Source organism: Stenotrophomonas sp. YJH_SMC_105-26 (genome assembly GCF_059368915.1).
Genome location: NZ_JCAFSD010000003.1, coordinates 186,756 through 204,502 on the forward strand (window position 1 = coordinate 186,756; position 17,747 = coordinate 204,502).

7 protein-coding genes are annotated in these 17,747 nt (G+C 61.0%); all 7 read right to left on the reverse strand.

Annotation, left to right across the window (positions count from 1 at the left end; translation table 11 throughout):
- Window positions 1-182 precede the first annotated feature (182 nt).
- Genes AC5P7F_RS10730 through AC5P7F_RS10760 form a run of 7 tightly spaced genes read right to left on the reverse strand, consistent with a single transcriptional unit; the run spans window position 183 to window position 17,740 of the window.
- Window positions 183-1,898: a GmrSD restriction endonuclease domain-containing protein gene (locus AC5P7F_RS10730; protein ID WP_053494846.1), complete on the reverse strand. Its 1,716-nt coding sequence runs from the start codon at window positions 1,896-1,898 to the stop codon at window positions 183-185.
- A gap of 13 nt (window positions 1,899-1,911) precedes the next feature.
- Entirely contained in the window at window positions 1,912-2,679 is a 768-nt protein-coding gene (locus tag AC5P7F_RS10735) for an HNH endonuclease (protein WP_164077645.1), read from the reverse strand.
- Window positions 2,680-2,728: 49 nt separating this feature from the next.
- Complete coding sequence (locus AC5P7F_RS10740) at window positions 2,729-4,660, reverse strand: chromosome segregation protein SMC (RefSeq protein WP_239510520.1); 1,932 nt, start codon at window positions 4,658-4,660, stop codon at window positions 2,729-2,731.
- A gap of 1 nt (window position 4,661) precedes the next feature.
- On the reverse strand, window positions 4,662-6,272 hold the full coding sequence (locus AC5P7F_RS10745) for a hypothetical protein (protein ID WP_481462437.1): 1,611 nt from the start codon (window positions 6,270-6,272) through the stop codon (window positions 4,662-4,664).
- A gap of 41 nt (window positions 6,273-6,313) precedes the next feature.
- A complete protein-coding gene (locus tag AC5P7F_RS10750; RefSeq protein WP_481462436.1) occupies window positions 6,314-9,649 on the reverse strand; it encodes an Eco57I restriction-modification methylase domain-containing protein in 3,336 nt (1,111 codons plus the stop codon).
- 24 nt (window positions 9,650-9,673) lie between these two features.
- Window positions 9,674-12,463 carry a DUF8741 domain-containing protein gene (locus AC5P7F_RS10755; RefSeq protein ID WP_495204152.1) on the reverse strand — a complete coding sequence of 930 codons (2,790 nt, stop codon included), beginning with the start codon at window positions 12,461-12,463 and terminating at the stop codon, window positions 9,674-9,676.
- A 6-nt stretch (window positions 12,464-12,469) separates the two neighbouring features.
- Window positions 12,470-17,740 (reverse strand): DEAD/DEAH box helicase, encoded by a 5,271-nt coding sequence (locus AC5P7F_RS10760; protein WP_164077648.1) that lies wholly within the window; start codon window positions 17,738-17,740, stop codon window positions 12,470-12,472.
- Between the last annotated feature and the right edge of the window lie 7 nt (window positions 17,741-17,747).

Genomic DNA, 17,747 nt, shown 5'->3' on the forward strand with positions numbered 1-17,747 from the left:
AGCGGACTTCCAGGAAGGATCTCCTGCCGTCGCCGAACGCCAGTTGCATGCATCCTCAACGCGTGCCGTCACTTTCTCCCAGGCCTCCGGCCAGCGGCAGGCGCTACCTACGGAGTTGATCAGAGCATCCCTAGGTCAGGCGGTATGAGACACGTGCCATACACACACAGCCGCCTACCCGCTCACTCTGCAGGCCCAACAAACGTATTCAGCGCCATTGCAATCCTCTTGCGTCGCTCAAGCAAGAAAGCCTTGTAGCTTTCCACTTCCAGCAGCGATGCCTCAACCGGGATGCACTGTGCTGCGAACGCTAGCTCGCCAAGCTGGTCCACCAGCGGGGGCAGGTAAACCGCCGGGGCCTTGTCGCTGATCGCGCGATTCGTCTTGCCGCCGATGAATCCCAGATTGGCGATGTCATCCGCCTCGCGGGCAGTGAAGCTGGTCTTCAATACGGCTTTGGGGAAAATGTGATGGAACTGCAAGCGATGCTGGGCGCCCGAATGATCCAGAGCAATGGTCAATTGGCTGAACCAATCTTTCGCACCGGCAGCGCGGAAAGCCAGGAACATCGTCTTGAACAGCGCACTACGCTGGTTGCGCCCTTCCAGCTCCTCTGCGGTAATGTCCAGACGGCCGAACTGCAGCCGCAGCCGGTCGATCAGCTCGCGCACCGCTCCGCCCTGACGAATATTTGCCAAATCCTGATCCAGAATGGTTTCGCTGGAGCCTCGGGAGAAGCGGCCTTTGGCATTGGCCATCAGCGCCCAGTAGCGCAGTTGGCGGGCCTCATCGTTGCTCAGCGCATAGTTGCGGCTATGCCCGAAATACGCCAGCACCACCAGCAGGAAAGGCGACGACAACAGTGCCGGGCTATCGATGCCAAGATTGCTGCGCAGGAAGTTGAGCGCGAATTCCATGCCATTGCAGGCTTCTTTCCATGCCTTCTGCAGCTTCTCCACATTCAGGCTACCCACGATCTGAAAACGTGATTGGCCGGTGGCAAACGCCATCAAATTCTTCAAGTGCAAACCGAGATCAAGGTCAAAGCCCGTCTTGGCGCATGCCTTCTGGAAATCCTGAAACGTCTGTAGCGAGTGCCGCCACTTGGCAGTGATCTGCGCCAGAGCCAAGTCGGAACTGCGCAGCTTGGCTCCCAGTGAATTGACCCGGACGAAGATTTCCGTGACCTCATCATAGGAAAGCGTGCGTTCCAGCACGTCCATCCGATAAACGTACTTGCGGATGCCACGCAGCCGGGCGAGGCGCTGGCTGTACTTCTCGTACCGCGGATCGTCAAAACCACTAATGCCAGCGCGTTTGAGGAAAGGCGCATCGCTGTCGGTCTTGAACACTTCTGACACTTTTACCCAATGCGGCAACTGCTCCAGCTTCCTCGTGGCCACCACGAACGTCATCTTGTTGAAGCGCTTGAGCAGTTCATCCTCGGTCGAGTCCGCCTCATCGCCAATCAGTTCGCTATCGTCATCAGCATCGTTCTCGTCGTCGCCGTTCTCTTCCACTTCGGTCACCACCGCCAACTGGTCGGGATGTTCCAAGTTGAACAGCAAGTCGATAGGCCGGCGGCGACCGCGCACCGATACTGGCTCGCCGCGAATGACGGCAGAGAGCGATGTCAGACGCTGCTGACCATCCAGCAGAAGCCGCGTGCTCTGGTAAGGATTCGTGCTTTGGCTGACCGCGAAATCCTGCAGCGGAACAGCCTCGTCGGTTTCCCAAAGCAGGATTGCGCCCGAAGGGTAGCCGCGATACAGCGAATCCAGCAGATCGCGCACTCGCGTGGAGCGCCACACATACTGGCGCTGCATCTCTGGCAAGCGCAGTTCGCCCCGCTCGATCATTGATACCAGTTCTTCAACGCTTGCTTCGGCCTTGGCCATGTTTTTCCTTCGATCAGGCACCGAGCAGGAAGCGCTCGCGGTGCCACTGTAAATAATGCCGGTGCTCGCTGGCCAGCCAGCGCAACGTCATTCCCGAATGAATGCCAAGCCCAGGCAGATCGCTTTGAGACAGGCGGGTGCTGGTCAGCAGATGCCCGGCATCGTCGAAGCTGATCAGAAAGCGATCGAACAGCGCATCGAGATTGGCCACCAGCAGAAAGCCGTTGAAGGCATCCAACCGCTCGGCATCGTCGGCACATTCGGCCCAGGGTTTGGCATGGCTAGCACGCAGGGCTTCAGGCACCGCGACGCCAGTCACTGCGCAGGAACCGCCCCAGTAGATCAGCAAGGCATCGCGGTAACGCGCCTGCCCCACGCGCTGACGCACCAGGCGTTCGACTTCCGTGCCGCGGGCTTCGGCAGACATCGTCTCGACAACTTGCGCCACGGCCGCGTGGTAGTCACGCACTGCCTGATTCGGCAACGCCTGCGACAGGCTGGCCGTGCGGCGCAGAAGAGCCGCCAAATCGGGCAGAGTCGGCACACAAAACACGTCATCGGCTCCGGCCCAGGGTTGGAAACTGCGCAACAGTTCCGGCAGCAGCGCGGGCGTAGCCGGTTGAAGGCGCAAGCCGAAGCCATCGGCCGATGCCGTCACTACCGCCTGGCTGCGATGGCGAGCCGAAGCCAGTATCACCGCATCGCCAGCGGATGACAGCACGTGCTCGAAGCCGTTGTCGTGGCCGGTTTTTTCGATGAGGGCGCGTTGTAGAGGATTCATTCAACCAACTCTGGGCGCAGTCTTCGGAAACTCATTCCTGCCTCTCCTTTTACAAATCTCTTTTTAAGAGACGATCGGAAGCTGGCGAACCGCGAAGCTGCAAAGCGAGCCAAGGTTCTTGGGCATACTCTTTCGGAGGCGGGGTAGTAGTCGTCACGATGTACTGAAACAAGGGGGCCGATCCACGTCCTTCCAGTTCATGCACAAGATGAAATAAACCGTGGTACAAAGCGAGCCCAAGGTCGGCTTCACGTGGGCTGTCATGGATCAGGAAAGCCGGAAGCCTCGTGTCACCATCGATACTCATGCACAGGGTCGCGAGATCGAAAACCACGACTTTCAGCGAATCGATCGCAGATGTCGAACGATCCCCGCCCATCTGGACAACCAGGCTCAGTCCGTTTCCGGTCAATCGGATTTCGCCATTGGCTTCAGGTCCGACTAAGCGTCGGATGATTGGGTCGAACTTCTGGGCAAGCTTCGAGAAAACAGTCGCATTCTGGTTTTGCAGCGTCGCGATCCGCTCCCGCACTTGCTCTATCTCAGTTTGATGCCTAGCCAGGCGGGTTTCGGTAGTTTGCTGCTGTTCGAGCAGCGAGGCCAGGCGCTCGACATCGTCCACGGCCTTGCGTGCGGTATACCACGCCCCATCGCGCTGTTCGCGAAGCTTCAGCAGGTTCTGGTAATGCTCTTCCCTGCGCGTTGCATCCTGTTTCGCCAACGCCAGCTCAGGTCGTAACTGCTTCAGTAGCGATTGGGCTGACTCCAGACGCTCCTGTTCATCCTTGAGCGCTTTTTTGCCGCTCTCCAACCTAGCCTTGCAGGCCTCCAGATCTGGAACCTTGTGTGACAACCCGCATTGGCTCGCCAGCACGCGGTCAATGGGCACCTCGCAGATGGGACAAGGATAATTTTCTGCTTCCTTGAGCGAGTAGGCTAATGTTGGATATTCTCCCTTGATCGCGGATATCGCCCGCTCGATGGCTGGTATCACAGCCTCTTGCCTTCCGATATCGGCCTGGATCCTTGCCACCTCCGCTTGGGCATTTTCGTGCGCCTGCCGCACGGAGTCGGTATCCGGAGTCGCGCCCGCACCATTGGACTGGGCTTCCACTGCCAACCGCTCCTGCGCCGCCCTACGCAGGATTTCGACACCCAGAGTGCCCTGCGCAAGTTCATCGTCCGTAACGCCAAGCCCTTCCAGAAGCTGCTTTCTCAACTTGCGGATTTCCCAGGCGCGATGGCCTATTTCCTGCTCTTGGCTACGGCTCGACTCGCTCATTGCGGCGATGTCGACGCGGAGTGTCTGTTCGGAGGGGTCGATGGCGTTCAACAGGGCTCGCAGTGCCTCCAGCCGCTCAGTTCGATTCAATCCCCTCGCCGGCGACTCCGAGTCGGATAGTGAGGATCGCCATTCAAGAACATGGTCGAATCTGCATTCCTGATCCCTGCTCAACAGCGCCAAGGCAATCTGCCAGGCCTGATGCCCTTGTTTCTTGCCAGCGATCAGATCTCTGACGCCCGGAGTCAGCAGATTCTCTTCGATGGCGTTGAGCAGCGGAGACAGACTCGTGGCCGGCATTTCGCTGAGAACAAGCTCATCAAGATTGCCATCCAGTACCGCGAAATGCCGCCGCCGTATGCCCAAGGGTCGAAGAACAGCCCAACATGCGCCATCCAACACGACTTCCATGCCAACCCATCCGTTAGGAAACGCCGAGCCAATTCCGTCGCGCTGATCTTCGGGAGCAAACTTATCCTCGCCCAAGCAATAGCGCAACAGCCTGCAGAACAAGGTCTTTCCTCCGCCATGGCCGATGCCATTGTCGTCCGGCGTCCACACGATATTCAGGCCTGGACGTAATGAAACATCCCGCAAGGGCAACTCCCCTGGCTTTTCCCATATCACCAGCCGCTTGATCCATAAACGTGGTTCGCGCATCTGTGCCGGCGGAGTAAGGCATAGCTGTTGCTGGAACATGTCAGGCTGCGGCTTCAATCCATCCCCCTATCTCGTCAGGCAATTCGCGAATGACACGATCGAAGTCTTGCCCTCGCGCTTGCAGGAAAACAAGAATCATCTGGGCACGTCCTTCCGCCCATTCGGCAGCAGGTACATCTAGTTCGCCACCTTTGGCCCAAGTCCCCGCTCCAAGATCTTCAATCAGGTAGCCACTGCTTCGGAGGAAGCGCACAGCCCCGCCCCAAGCCTGATTTGCGCGCGGTATGAAGCTCAACACCGCCCCGGGCAGCGGCCTAGCTTCTTCTCCTACCAGGCGTTGCCAATCCAGAGCATCCTGCGCATCCAGCAAAGGCGTCATCAGCCTGGGCTCAAGCGCCAAGACGGCGGCGAGACGTACATGGCGCACTGGCCATGGGGCCTGCGCAGCCTTGAGCAAGGCGGCCAAGGCCACCCCCGTCTCCGCACCTTCATTCTGTTGTGGTCGTGCCCAGATTCCATCAGGCAGGGACGCTCGATCGACGACCTGCCGAGCCGTGGCTTCAGCCTGAACAGGCAATGCGTCTTCTATCTTGAAGCCTCGCTTGAAAGCTTCCAACACCAGATGCTGGGTGCGGTACTGCACGTGATCGCGACGGGTTTCGCCATCGACACTGGCCAATCGAAGGGGCGTGACTGACGTCTCTCTGTACGCTCCGAAATCCCGCAGCTCATTGTTTCGGAGCACGCGGAAGGTTTCGCTGGGGTAGTCGGCCCCCATTACGTCGGCGGGGTCGAGGATATAGCGCAGTTCTTCCTCGGTGAGGCCGTAGAGTTTGGCGTAATAGGCGTCGAGTTCGGCGCGCAGGGTGGCGCGGCGGTCGAGGTCGAAGGTGAAAGGCTGGCCTTCGTAGCCCAAATCTCTGGCCCAAGCGGCAAGGTCGTGGGTGGTGTAGGTCAGTTCCAGTACGCGCGGCACGATGAAAGCGAGGTCGGCCTCGGTGTAGCGGTCTGGCGGCAATACGGGAAGCTGTTTGTAGATGAAGTAATTCATGTGCGTGCCACCTGTCTTGTGCCGCGCCACAAAGTCAAATACCAGCGCAGACAGGTTGGCGAGAAGCGCAGCGAATCGTGCACGGTTTCCCCCGTCGGGGAATAGCATCAATGGCATCTGATTGCCAACGCCAGCCAACGGCACCACCGACGCGATGACCGTCCGCTCATTAGTCGCATTGGTGATATCCCGCCAACCCATCAACCACTGCGGGCAGGCAACCTGCAGCCAGTGTTCGGCTAGGGCGAGCACGGCGTGCTCGTCCGCCAAGGGCGTCTCCGATGCAGGCAGATGGCCGTAGTCGGCGGCGAGCGCCAGCAGAGCGCTCTCGGCTTCATGATCAATGGTGTACCAGGCCGTAGTGTTGCTGGAGCCATGCGTGTAGAGCTGCGCCTTGGCTTCGCATTCGGCGGGCAGGCAATCGTCATTCAAGGGTTGCAGGCTTTCCGAGCTGTTGCTCACGAGGCCCAGCGATGTGGGTGCGATTGTCTGCGCATAGGGCTGGCGGGCTACAAAGGCTCTCCAGGCGGGGTACGCACCCATGCTTGGATTGACGCTGCGCTGTTCCATGAGGTGCGAACCGAACAACAAATGGGTCACGCTGAGCACGGTCTCCTGTGCATTGCCGTCCTTAAGGGCTTTCAGCAATCCTTCGGGCAAACGGGCAACACGCAGCCAGACTTCGCGGGACTCAACCCAGTAGCGTGGGTGACAGAGAATGCCGGGTCGGCCTTCTCGACCGGCGAGACGTCGCGGCTGTTGCCGTCTAACGAGTAGGTGGCCCAGCGGTGGTCGAACTGGTGGATGAGCTTTGCTTCGTACAGTGGCAATCGATCCGGACCGGGCTCTGCCTTGAACAAATGACTGGCGCTGGTCATGTTGAAGAGGCCTTGCGAGAAGGTAATGCCCCACGGGTTCTGCGCGGGCTCCACCACCCTGGCGTACTTGCCCTCACCTTCAACCACGGCATCGCGCATCAGCACCGGAGCGGCTCCGTAGAGCTTTTTGGTCAGTTCCGCATCGCGTTCGCTGCGGAAAACCGGGCAGGTGAGCGTGTTGGGGTTGATGAGGCGGAACTCGTCGGGCGTGAGGGTGAAGCGACGGCGCGGGTCGGCCAGTTGGCTGACTTGGGTGGCGAAGCAGACGAACTCGGCCTGCTCCGCGGCCCCCAAGGTGAGCAGGCAGAACTTCATGCGGCTGTCGACAGCTAGGAACAGCTTTTCGCGGTTCTCGATGTCGTACAGGCTGATCAGCCGCCGGTTCTGCGTGATATGGCCAAAGTATGCCTTGGTGCTGTCGTCTGTGGCGATGCCGGTGGGCACGATAAAACCCGCTCGACCGCTGTCGGCATGGATCTGCAGGATTGTTTCGGCAAACAAGGGATAGGTGTTGAGCTTGCCAACGGCCGTCAGCGGAAAGCGTCCCGACTCCCGGTAGAAATTGTTTGCAGCTGCGATCCGCTGGCTTTCCTTGACAAACTCATCCCACAGACGCGGATCGGTTTCAGGCAGCGCAGCAATGGCTTGCTTGCGTGCATCGCCCGCCAGTTTCGCGATGTGCTGAGCACGCGTGGCGAAGAACTCTTCTTCGCCCATCTGCGACACCTCCCAAGGCGGATTGCCCAGCACGCAGTCGAAGCCACCTTGCGCGAACACCTGCGGGAAGGCCAGCGGCCAATGGAACACGCGGGCTTGTTCGCAGGCCGTGCGTGCGGCGGCGATGGGGGCGGCGTGCTCGGTCTGGGTGCGTTGCGGGTCGGTCAGCAGCGCATGCAGGGTGATGCTAGTGGGCACGGTGTCGGCGGTGTCCTCCGCCTTGGGCAGCAGGTAGGCGCCCACAAGCACATCGGCGGCGCGGGCTAACGGGCTGCGGGCGGATTCTTCCAGAAAGCCCCGCCAGGCATTTTCCTTGGCCACCACTTGTTCAGGCCTGTCGGCGGGCAGGGATTCTATGGCGCGTAAGGCTTCGAGACCGCTGCCGTTGTCCTCGCCCAGCAGCATCTGCCTGCCTTGCAGATCCTTGGAAATCTGCTTGAGGCCGGCGGCGTTGACCTTAGCCAGTTCTTTACACACATCCTTGTCGTCGCCACTCAAAGGCTTGAAGGCTTCCTTCGCGATGCCTTGTTCCAGAACGTTCAGGTCGGTCAGGCCCAGAAGGGCGTCGCCCACTTGCAGGTGGTGGTCGAGAAAACCCAGCGGCCGGCCTTCCTCGTAGCCTTCCAACCACAGTGCCATGCGCGCCAGTTCGATGGCCATGGGGTTGCGATCCACCCCATATATGCAGCGGGCCACCACTTCGCGCAGGGCGTGGCGGTAGTCGAGTGGCTGGATGGCACCTTCCTGTCCGCCTTCGAGGCTGCGCAACTGAGCCAGCTTTTCCGCCAAGCGGCGGGCGGCGGCCAGCAAGAAGTGGCCGCTGCCGCAAGCCGGATCAACGACGCGGATGGCCAGCAGTGCCTCGGTGGGATTGGCCGGACGGGCCGCCAGGCGCTCTTCGATGACAGGATCGAGTGCACTCCTAATCAGTTCCTGCACCAGGCTGTCGGGAGTGTAGTAGCTGCCGGTGAGCTTGCGGGCGTTGCCTGCGGTGCTGCCCTCCTCGGTGCGGCCGACGAAGCCAAACGTGCGCGCCGGTAGGTCGATGGCGGGCACCAGTTCCAGCAGGCTTTCATAGACGCTGCCCAGTTCTTCCGGCCCCATGTTGCGGTAGTCCACCGGGGTGAGACTGCCACCCTTGCCTTGCCCGACGACGGCCCAGCGCAGGTGCTGCATGGCGGTGAGCAGATGGGAGTTGTCCAAGCTGGCGTTATCCAGAGCAGGGCATTGCTCCGGTGCGAATAGGCCACCCAGCGCGGGCAGCGCCAGGCGGGGCTCACCTCGCGCCAGGCCACGAAACACGATGCGGATGGTTTGCCATTGGTCGTCATGACGCGTGCGGGCGCGACGCTTGAGGCAGAGTTCGCGCAGGCGGGCCAGTGAGTAGCCTTCGGCATAGTCGAGGCGGGCAGTCTGTGCTTCGTCGCTGTCTGCCTGGGGGTGCAGCACGCCGCGTTCCTCGACCGTGAAGACAAAGATAAGGCGGTAGATCAGGCGCAGCAGTTGCTGAAAGAAGTCGTCCTTGCTGAGCGAACCGTCGTTCAGAGCGTTGCGCAGGGCTTGGTTGGCGGAGTGTTGCAGAAAGCCTTGGCCGAGTGTCAGCAGAGCTTGTTCGACACCATTGCGCAGACCATCGCGCACGCGGGTGCCTTCCTCCTGGCCCTCGTTGCGCCATTGTTCCCAGATGCACACCGCAGCGTCTCGGCCGAGGCAGGATGCGCGGCTGGCGTGCAGCAGACGCCAGACATTGGCGAATTCGGCATAACGCTGCCCACCAAGCAGGTCGGCCAGATCCACTTCGAGAAAGCTGGGACGGGTGAGCGAGGCAGCGTCGCGCAGCAGGCGCAGTTGTTTGCCGTTGCTGACGATGCCCCATTGCAGCGGTTCACTGGCGTTGAGCAATTCCTGCATGGCCTGGAACGGGGCCTTCTTACTGTTGCCGCCGCCCTGCACGGCAAAGCATGCGTCGGCCTCGTCCAGCCCCAGAGTGTGCGGGGCTACCAGTACGGGCAGGCTGCCAGCCATTAGGCTGATGGGATAGCGCAGTTCGCCCACTTGCTGTGTTGCCGTAGCTTGCAAGGTCGCGTAGCCAAACGAATCGCGCAGAAGTTCGCGGATGAAGGCGGTGGTGAGCTGCGCAGCATCGATGTCGGCGCGCCCAATCTGCGCGGCGAAATGCCGCCATTGAGCGCAGGCAATCTGGAAGGCGCGGCTGTATTCGTCCTTGAGCTTGACGCCCTTGGGGGTGCCGTAGTCGGCCTCTAGTTGTGCGTTAGCGCGGCCCTGAGCGGCTTTTTCCAGCTGATCGGGCAGGAACAGCCCACCTTCAAGCTTGAGGGTGGGCAGGTTCAGCGTGGCCTGGGCCTTGCGGATGCGTTTCACGGTTGTTCTTCTCCAGGCCGAAGCTTATAGCGAGTCAGGCAGCAGCACGTACACGCCCATCACATCCACAGGTAGGCAGGGGCTGACGCTGTACTGGCCCACGTCACGGGTGGCCTCGCGCACGCGCTGGTGGTCGGCCAGCAGGGCATCAGCCCGCTCTTGGGCTACCGCTTGTAGCTGCTGCGGATGCGCGGCGAGGAAGTCGAGCGCGGTGCGAATCTCGCGCTTTGCCGCCTCCGGCGGCAGATTTCCGCTCGGCGCGCATTCGAGCAGGCGACTCACGCCATCGTCGACCAGCCATTGGGGAGCATTGCGGCCCTGCACAGCCAGAGCAACGGTTTCCTCCGCCATCATCTGGAAGGGCTCGCGACGGCGTACGTAGCTGAGCTGGTGGCGCAGACGCAGTAGATAAAGGGTGGTGACGACCTCTACGTCGTTGGTAAGAGTGGCAGCACAACGGGCGGCCAGCGGACGTTCACCTCCAAGTGCGTCTTCCAGCAGGTACTGAGCCAGCAGCCCAACCAACGGGTGACTGCGATGCAGTCCGTTGAGTTCGATGAGCTGGGGTTCGTCGATACCGTCGTCGGTCAAGCGTTGGCGCAGGATTTCGGGGAGGTGCTGCGGTAAGAAGCGTGCAGACTGCTTGCGGCCGATCTCCAGCGGTGACCCCAGCCGCACGCAAGCGCTCTGCAGAAAGCGCGACACGTCAGCATGGGTGCCCAAAGCCTTCTGCTGTTTGTGCCATTCGGGTAGCACCTCGTCTGGCTTGATGCGACGCTGGGCGAACACGGTGCGATTGGCCTTGGCTTTTTCCAGCGCGTCGCGCCATTGGGCCTGTAGAGGAGCGAGCATCTGCTCCGACTCACCAAAGTCGAATGCGACCTGCGGCGATGCGGCACGACCGTCGCTGCGCTTTATCAATGCCGACCTGACCAAGGCCTGATTGATGCGGGCTTCGTCCTCGGGCATGGGAACGAGCACGCCGAGCTCCTTCTGAATGGCCTCGGCCTTCTTGAGGATGACGTTAAGCACGAAGCCATCCACCGGGTTGTCTTGCCCGTAGAGCATGGTGCAGCGCACTTCATCGGCATGCTGCCCGAAACGATCGACGCGGCCTTCGCGTTGTTCGTGGCGAGTGGGGTTCCAGGCCAGATCGTAGTGGACGACAGCAGTGAACAGATGTTGCAGGTTGATGCCTTCGGAGAGGCAGTCGGTCGCAACTAGGATGCGTTGCTCAGCATCCTCCAGCTCATCCACACGCTCTCGGCGCTCTTCGGGAGTGAGTTCGCCGGTGACGGCATCGACGGTAGCTTTGGGGAAAGCGGCCTTGAGGTGTTCGGCCACGTAGTGCGCGGTGGCGATGTAGCGGCAGAACACCACCGGGTGATAGTCATCCTTCACTAGGAGGTCAATATGCCGGATGAGCGCAGCCAGCTTTGGATCACCGGCCTTGCCAGAAAGACGTTGCGCGTCCGCGATCAAGGCCTGCAGACGCGGCGCAGCGTCCTGCACCTGGGCAGGCGGCTCCAGGTCACTGGCGGAGAGGTCGTCGGCTTCGCCATCGTGCAGGCGCTCGTCGCTGAGAAGCGCCTCATCCGGCACAGTGCCTTCCAGCCGTGTGGTCAACGCCTTGACGGCAGCTGCGGGCGACGATGCCACGCAGCGCAGCAATGCCAGAGTGGCGTACCAAATGAGGCGCGCGCTGCCTTGTTGTTCTTGCTGCTCAACGGTTTCAGCCAGTTCGCGGCAGTAGTCCTGCACTGCGTCGAAGAACGCGCCCCATTCGCCGCTGAGTTGATAGGTAAGCTCGGTTTTCATGCGGCGGGGAAAACCTCGTCCGTCATGGGTCTCCGCCTGCCATTCAACGATGTCTTCGCGGCGGCGCTGGACGAAGTGGCGGGCCAGTTCCTGACGCAGTGGGTCGGAGGCCGTCATTCGGCCTTGCAAGGCCGCAAAGCGCGGATCGAGCAGCGACAGCAAGTTGTAGAAGGCGGTCTCGTCACCAGAGTGAGGGGTCGCGGTCAGCAGAATCAGGTGTCGCTGCGTGTCACGGGCAAGGCGTTGCAGCAACTCGAAGCGCAATTGCTTGCCTGCACCGCTGCTGGCGCAGGTGTGGGCCTCGTCAACGATGATGCATTCGGGGGCGGTAGCGAGAAACTGTTCGCGGTGGCGTTCGCTCTTGATGTAGTCCAGGCTGACGACCACCACGGAATGATGGTCGAACAGGCTCACTCCATGCGGAAGATCACGTTCGATGCGGGAGGCCGAAGACGAAGTCAACGCCACGGCCTGAAGGTTGAAGCGGGTTTCCAACTCACTTTGCCACTGCTCGACAAGGTGCGGCGGGCAGAGAATGGCCAGGCGGGCGATTTCGCCACGATCCATGAGCTCTCGTACGATCAGGCCGGCTTCGACGGTCTTGCCGATGCCCACGTCATCAGCGATCAGCAGGCGCACAGTGGACAGGCGCAGTGCCATCAGCAACGGTACAAGTTGGTAGCCGCGAGGCTCCACCGCGATATTGCCAAAGGATCGGAACGGGCCCGCGCCTGCGCGCAGGGTCAGGCGCAAGGCATCGCGTAGCAACAGCGCGGCGGCATGGTTGCCGGCGCGTGCAGGATCGGGCCAGTCGAAGGTGGCGGGTTCGACGGGATGCAGTTCCAACTCGGGGATCAAGGCGATGCTTTCGTCATCGGCGCCGCTCAATGGGCGCAGACGCAGCCAGTCGCGGCGGGAGCCGCTCTGCACTACCCATTCGCGGCCTCGGGCGCGCACCAGGTTGCCGGGCAGAAAGTCGTGTTCGAGGATCGTCATGCGCCTTTATTCCTTGGAACCGAACACATCGGCGTGCGCGGCGAATTGTTGTGGCCAGCGTGAAGCGTCCGAAAAATCGAGCACCTGCCAGCCTTTGTCCTGCAATACGCTGGTGGTCTGATCATCCACAGCGGACAGAAACACCAAAGCACGAGATGCCTTGTACTGGGCCGCCGCAGTGGCTACGCCATTGTTGACGGACACGTTGACCGCATCAGGTTGCGCGCCCCCGGCCTGGCGGAGTGCGGACAGCCAGGCGTCGAGGGGCTCGTTTGCTGTTGTTGAGGTAACGGTAGTCGGGCTGCTCGTTACGGGCTGCACCTGGGCATTGGCCAGCGCAACCAACAGCTTCAGCGCATCCGCATTGCGGCGGTTGATGTGTTCGTGATCCGGCTGGTTGAAGTAGGACAGCAAGCACTGATAGCAGCCGGCTTCACACTGATGATTGCCAAGTGCATCGGTCTGTTCCAGCGACGGCAGATCTTCCAGCGTCCAAATGCCGCTCTGCGGTTTGCGATAGTGAATCAGTTGCAGGGCATTGCTGGCTACGAGAGCAAGGTCGTCGCGATTGTTTGCCAGGCGAGTGAGCACACCTGCACCGCCTTCCGCAGCTTCGTAGAACAGCAAGGCGCGGCGCTCGTCGGACTTCGGCAGTGGCTCGACCACCAGTTCGGATTCCTCGATCTGGAAGGTCATTTCGATGCCGCGCTTGAGCGCGGCCTGCAAAGTGGCCATGGCCTCCAGAGGCAAGGCATGTACGGGAGCGAAGATCAGCAGATTGCGATGATCTTCCACAAAGGGAACGATGCGTTGGTTGGGCACCTTCTCCAGCAAAGCATCGTCACTGCCCTTGTCGTCCTCCGCATCCGGTGCATCCTGCTTGCTCCAGGTGCCCGTGATAGGGTTGATGTAGAAGCCCAGTTGCTCCTTGTCCTTGCGCCTGCGCCAGCCGCGATTGATGCGCCAGATTTGCGCAGCGGGCGCGTAGGTGAGCTCGCCTAGCACGTCCTCGCCTTGCTGGATCGTAGCCTTCTGCTGCTGGATACGGCCATCGGGGCCGGGCAGGAAGCGGTAGGTGGTTTGCAGCTCGAAGCCCTGACGCTGGCGTTCCTCGTCGTTGATGGAAATGCGCTCGGTGGCCACGGTCTCCACGGTTTCGATGCGGTAGAGCTCGCGCACCCAATCGTGCTCGGTGAGCAAGGCGTCGCAGTTCTCGCAGCGATTGACCAGCGGCTGTTCGCCGCCCGGCTCGCCGAGATGACCGTAGCCGCATTGGCTGCACACCAACGAGGCAATGGTGGCCAACTGGCTGTTGCCGGAAATGTGGTCTGTATTGCCTACGTTGAGTTTGGCACGCACCACGCGGTACATGCGACCCTGGTGATAAATGAGGCTGCGGGGGCCGAATTCGGACAGGGCCAGGAAGCGCGGCCGGCTGACCATGCTGCCTTCGTCATCCTTGCCATTGACGGCCTGGCCGCCACGGGCGGGAATCCAGGCCATCAGCGGCAGGCGCGGGAAGTTGTAGCCTGGCAAAAAGCCTTGGCTGGCCAAGTAGCGATAGGTGTAGAAATCATTGTTCTGGCCGTTGCCGGACTTGAGCAATACGGCGTACTGGCGCGCGGCGTCGCCGTAGCGGCGCTGGGCATTTTGGCGCTCCATGTGCGAGGCGGTATGGCTCTTGACGATGCGATCGGCCATATCCATTTGCTGGCGGGTGGCATCGAACAGCACGCGCCAGCGCTCCAGCGCCCCAGAGAACGCCTGCGCCGCGTTGTCGATGACCTGACGCACATAGTCAGGCGTGAACCAGGCGCTGCCTTCAAGCTCGCCCTCAAGCTGGTTGATGACCCGGTCGGCACTGGCCAAGGCCCGCTGCTGGACAGCCTGCGCCCGCAGTGCTTCGTGCAAGGGCTGTTTCAGTGGTTTACCGGGCTGGTCGAGATCCAGCATCGGCGCAATGCTGTCGTCCAGCGGCACCTGGGTACTGGCAAGCCAGACCGCTTGCAGGTGGCTGTCGATGAGATCACGGTTGCTCAGATCGAGGGTTGGCGCGCGCACGACGCCATGCACCATTTGCTCAGCATTGTGGAAGAACCACTGGTCATGCGGACTGAGCGCCGCGCAATAGGTGATGACCAGCGCCTGCTGACCCGAGCGACCGGCACGGCCGCTGCGCTGGGCGTAGTTGGCGGGGGTCGGCGGCACATTACGCAAGTACACGGTGTTGAGCGCGGAGATATCCACGCCCAGCTCCATCGTGGGGGAGCAGAACATCACCGGCAGCCGCTCCAACGGCGCTTCGTGGGCCGGGTTCTGCGCCCAATCCTGCCTGTCTTTTTCGGTGTAACGAAAGCGCTGCTCCAGCAGTTGCCGGCGTGGCGCATCCACCTGGGCCGTGTGTTCCTGGGCCTCGAAGTCGAACAGCGGATGCGAGGGCTGGCGCAGCAGGTCGGCAATGCCGAGATACAGGGTGCGGAAATACTGATTGATTCGATTGCTATCAGTTTGCGGCTGATCGGCAATCAGGCACCAGTCCAGAGCAGCCGCGTTCAAGCGCCAGCCTGCGAGCTGGGCGTCGATAGGTTGGCGCTGCACATAGCCATAGTCCTTGGCGGACTCCAGCAGCGCTTCGATCAGCTTAGTCCACTCGACATCTTTCCATTGCGCGACCTCGCTGGCGCAGGCGCTGTTGCGCCAGAAGGCGGCCGTCTTTATTTGCCGTAGCAGACGGGAGCGTGGACCACCTGTCACCAAGTCGGTGCGCGGCTTGCCCTTGTATTCCGGGCGCTTGCCGAGGATGAGATAGCGGCCGGTATCGAGTTTCTCGTCGGGAGCGAAGGCCCAACGCTCATTCAAGTAGGTGTGGGCACTGGTGCGTGCCTTGTCCTGCTCGACCGGGTCGAGGTAACGACTTTCCAGGCACAGATGGCGGCGCAAGGCGTCGAACAGTAGTTCGAACAAAACTGTCCGCTGCACTGCCGTCAATTTGGTCAAGGTGCTGTTTGCAGCAAAGATGCTGGCGTCAGCGCAAAAGGCATCTAGGTCTCGATACCGAATCTGCAATAGGCCGAGTTGATCCAGATTCGGATTATTGAAGCGCCAGCCACGCCGCAGATCACGCAGTAGCCGGTAAGCGATGATGAAGCGCAATGTGCGTTGCGCTTCTTGTCGGGCCAGTCCCATGAGCTTGGGGGTGCGCAGATACTCCACCAAGGTCGCTTCATCGACCCCTTGAAAGCCGAGGGCCTTGAATACGCTTTCGGCCAAGTGTTCTTCATCGAGTTGGCCGCCGCTGCCTTGCAGTGCGCCGATCAAGCCGGCACGCAGCGTCAGCAGGAAAATGAAGTCGTTGAAATGTCCCGCCTGCAGAGCGGCATCCTGGCGGTTGTCGGTAAACCCAAGCAACTTGCGTGGGTCAGGCTGCCCTGGCGCAGGTTCGGAAAGTGCAAACAATTGCTGCAAGGCCGCCAGGGCAATCATGGTCGTGGCCGAAGAGCGGCCTTCGCCGGACAGGCTGGAGAGGCGGTTGGCATCCTTGCCGTGGGCTTCGTGTGTCGTGCCGCAGTTCAGGCAGAAGCGGAACTTTCCCGGAATGAACCAGAACTCCGTCCCCGAGCCCGATTGCCCTTTGGCATCGACCGTGACCATATAGGGAACGGCATTCTTGTAGGCTGGCTTGATTTTGGGTTCGTTACGGCTGAGGTCGATCCAGGTTTCCGGCAGGTCTTCGAGCAGGCCGCCGTATTGCTGCCCGGGCACCAGAGGACACAGAAAGCCATAGCTGGCGTCGTCTTCTGCCGCGATATCGTCGATCTCACGTGAGCTGAAGCTGAGCGGTTGCTGTGCGTGCCAGACAGGTAGGTACTCCTGGCCGCAATCGCGGCAGAAGTGCGTCGGGTAAAGCAGCACATTCTCTTGCTGTCGCCCCGGCGCGAAACGCTGAGCATCGAGCGTGACATGGCGCTTACCTCGCGCCTCCAGCGTGGTGAGCACCTTGCCGGGACCGCTGATGAACTGGTGCAGCTTGAACGCGAAAGGCGGCCTGCCCTGGGGCGTGCGCACATCATGGGCAGCCACTAGAAAGCGCTGCAGGGCGGTGCGAGCGGCTTCCGGCTGGCAACCCGCGTCTTCGGCGAGACGGCGGCTGGCCTCTTCCAACATCATGGGTCTCGCCCGCCTGGGAGGCTCGTCGGCAGGTAGTTCGATACCCAGGTTCAATTCCACCCAGATGGATAACGGGTCATTGCGAAAGGCGTCGAAGTCAGCCCAGATATCCTGCTTTCGCGTAACGGCCGCCGGTAGTTCTGTACGGATGGCGTTGACGTCCTTGAGCGGGTTGGTGACGCGCTCCAAGGTCTCGCCGATGACGTCATGCTCGCTGATCTGGGTGCCAAAAAGTTTGCTAGCCACATCGGCCACCACGCGGTTGCGGTCGGCTTGGCTACCTGTGCTGGACATGGTGGCCGAGGTACCGATGCAGACCAGTTGCTCGGCTTTCAAGCGCTCTCGCAGGCGCCGCACTAGCAAGGCAACGTCCGCCCCTTGACGGCCACGATAGGTATGCAACTCATCCAGCACCAGGAACTCAAGTCCCTCGCAGTGTTCCACCACACGCCGATCCACTTCGTCGAAGCGCGTGAGGATGTACTCCAGCATCATGAAGTTAGTGAGCAGGATATCGGGCGGGTCATCCGCGATGGCGCTGCGTTCCGCCTTGCTTTCCTGGCCGGTGTAGCGCTTGAGGGTGAAGGGACGACGCTCTGGCGCATAGCCATGCAGAAACTTGTCGAGTTCTTCCAGCTGGCTGTTGGCCAGAGCATTCATCGGATAGATGACAATGGCCCTGGTACGTGCTTTGCCATCGGATTGTTTGGCCTTGAGAATGCGGTCGATGATCGGGATGAAAAAGGACAGGGACTTCCCCGACCCCGTTCCGGTCGTGACCACATAGCTTTGGCGTTCCTGGCCTTTGGCCAAGGCTTCCATCTGGTGCTTGTAAAGATGCAGGGGTTCTGGCGAACCTTCAGACTTCCCGACCTGGAAGATCTCTGCGCAAGCAGCATGCAAAATCCCCTGTGCCGCCAGGTTCTGCACCGTGCCTTGGCGTTGGTAATTCGGGTTGATCTGCACCAGCGGCTCAGGCCAATAGCGACCTTGCGCATATTGATGTTCGACCTCGGCTTGGATATCAGGCGCAGCGATGCGAACGAAACTGCGGGAAAAGCTGCCGTATCGTTCGATGAGCTGGTCGCGGAACTGGAAAACGTTATCCATGGAGAGT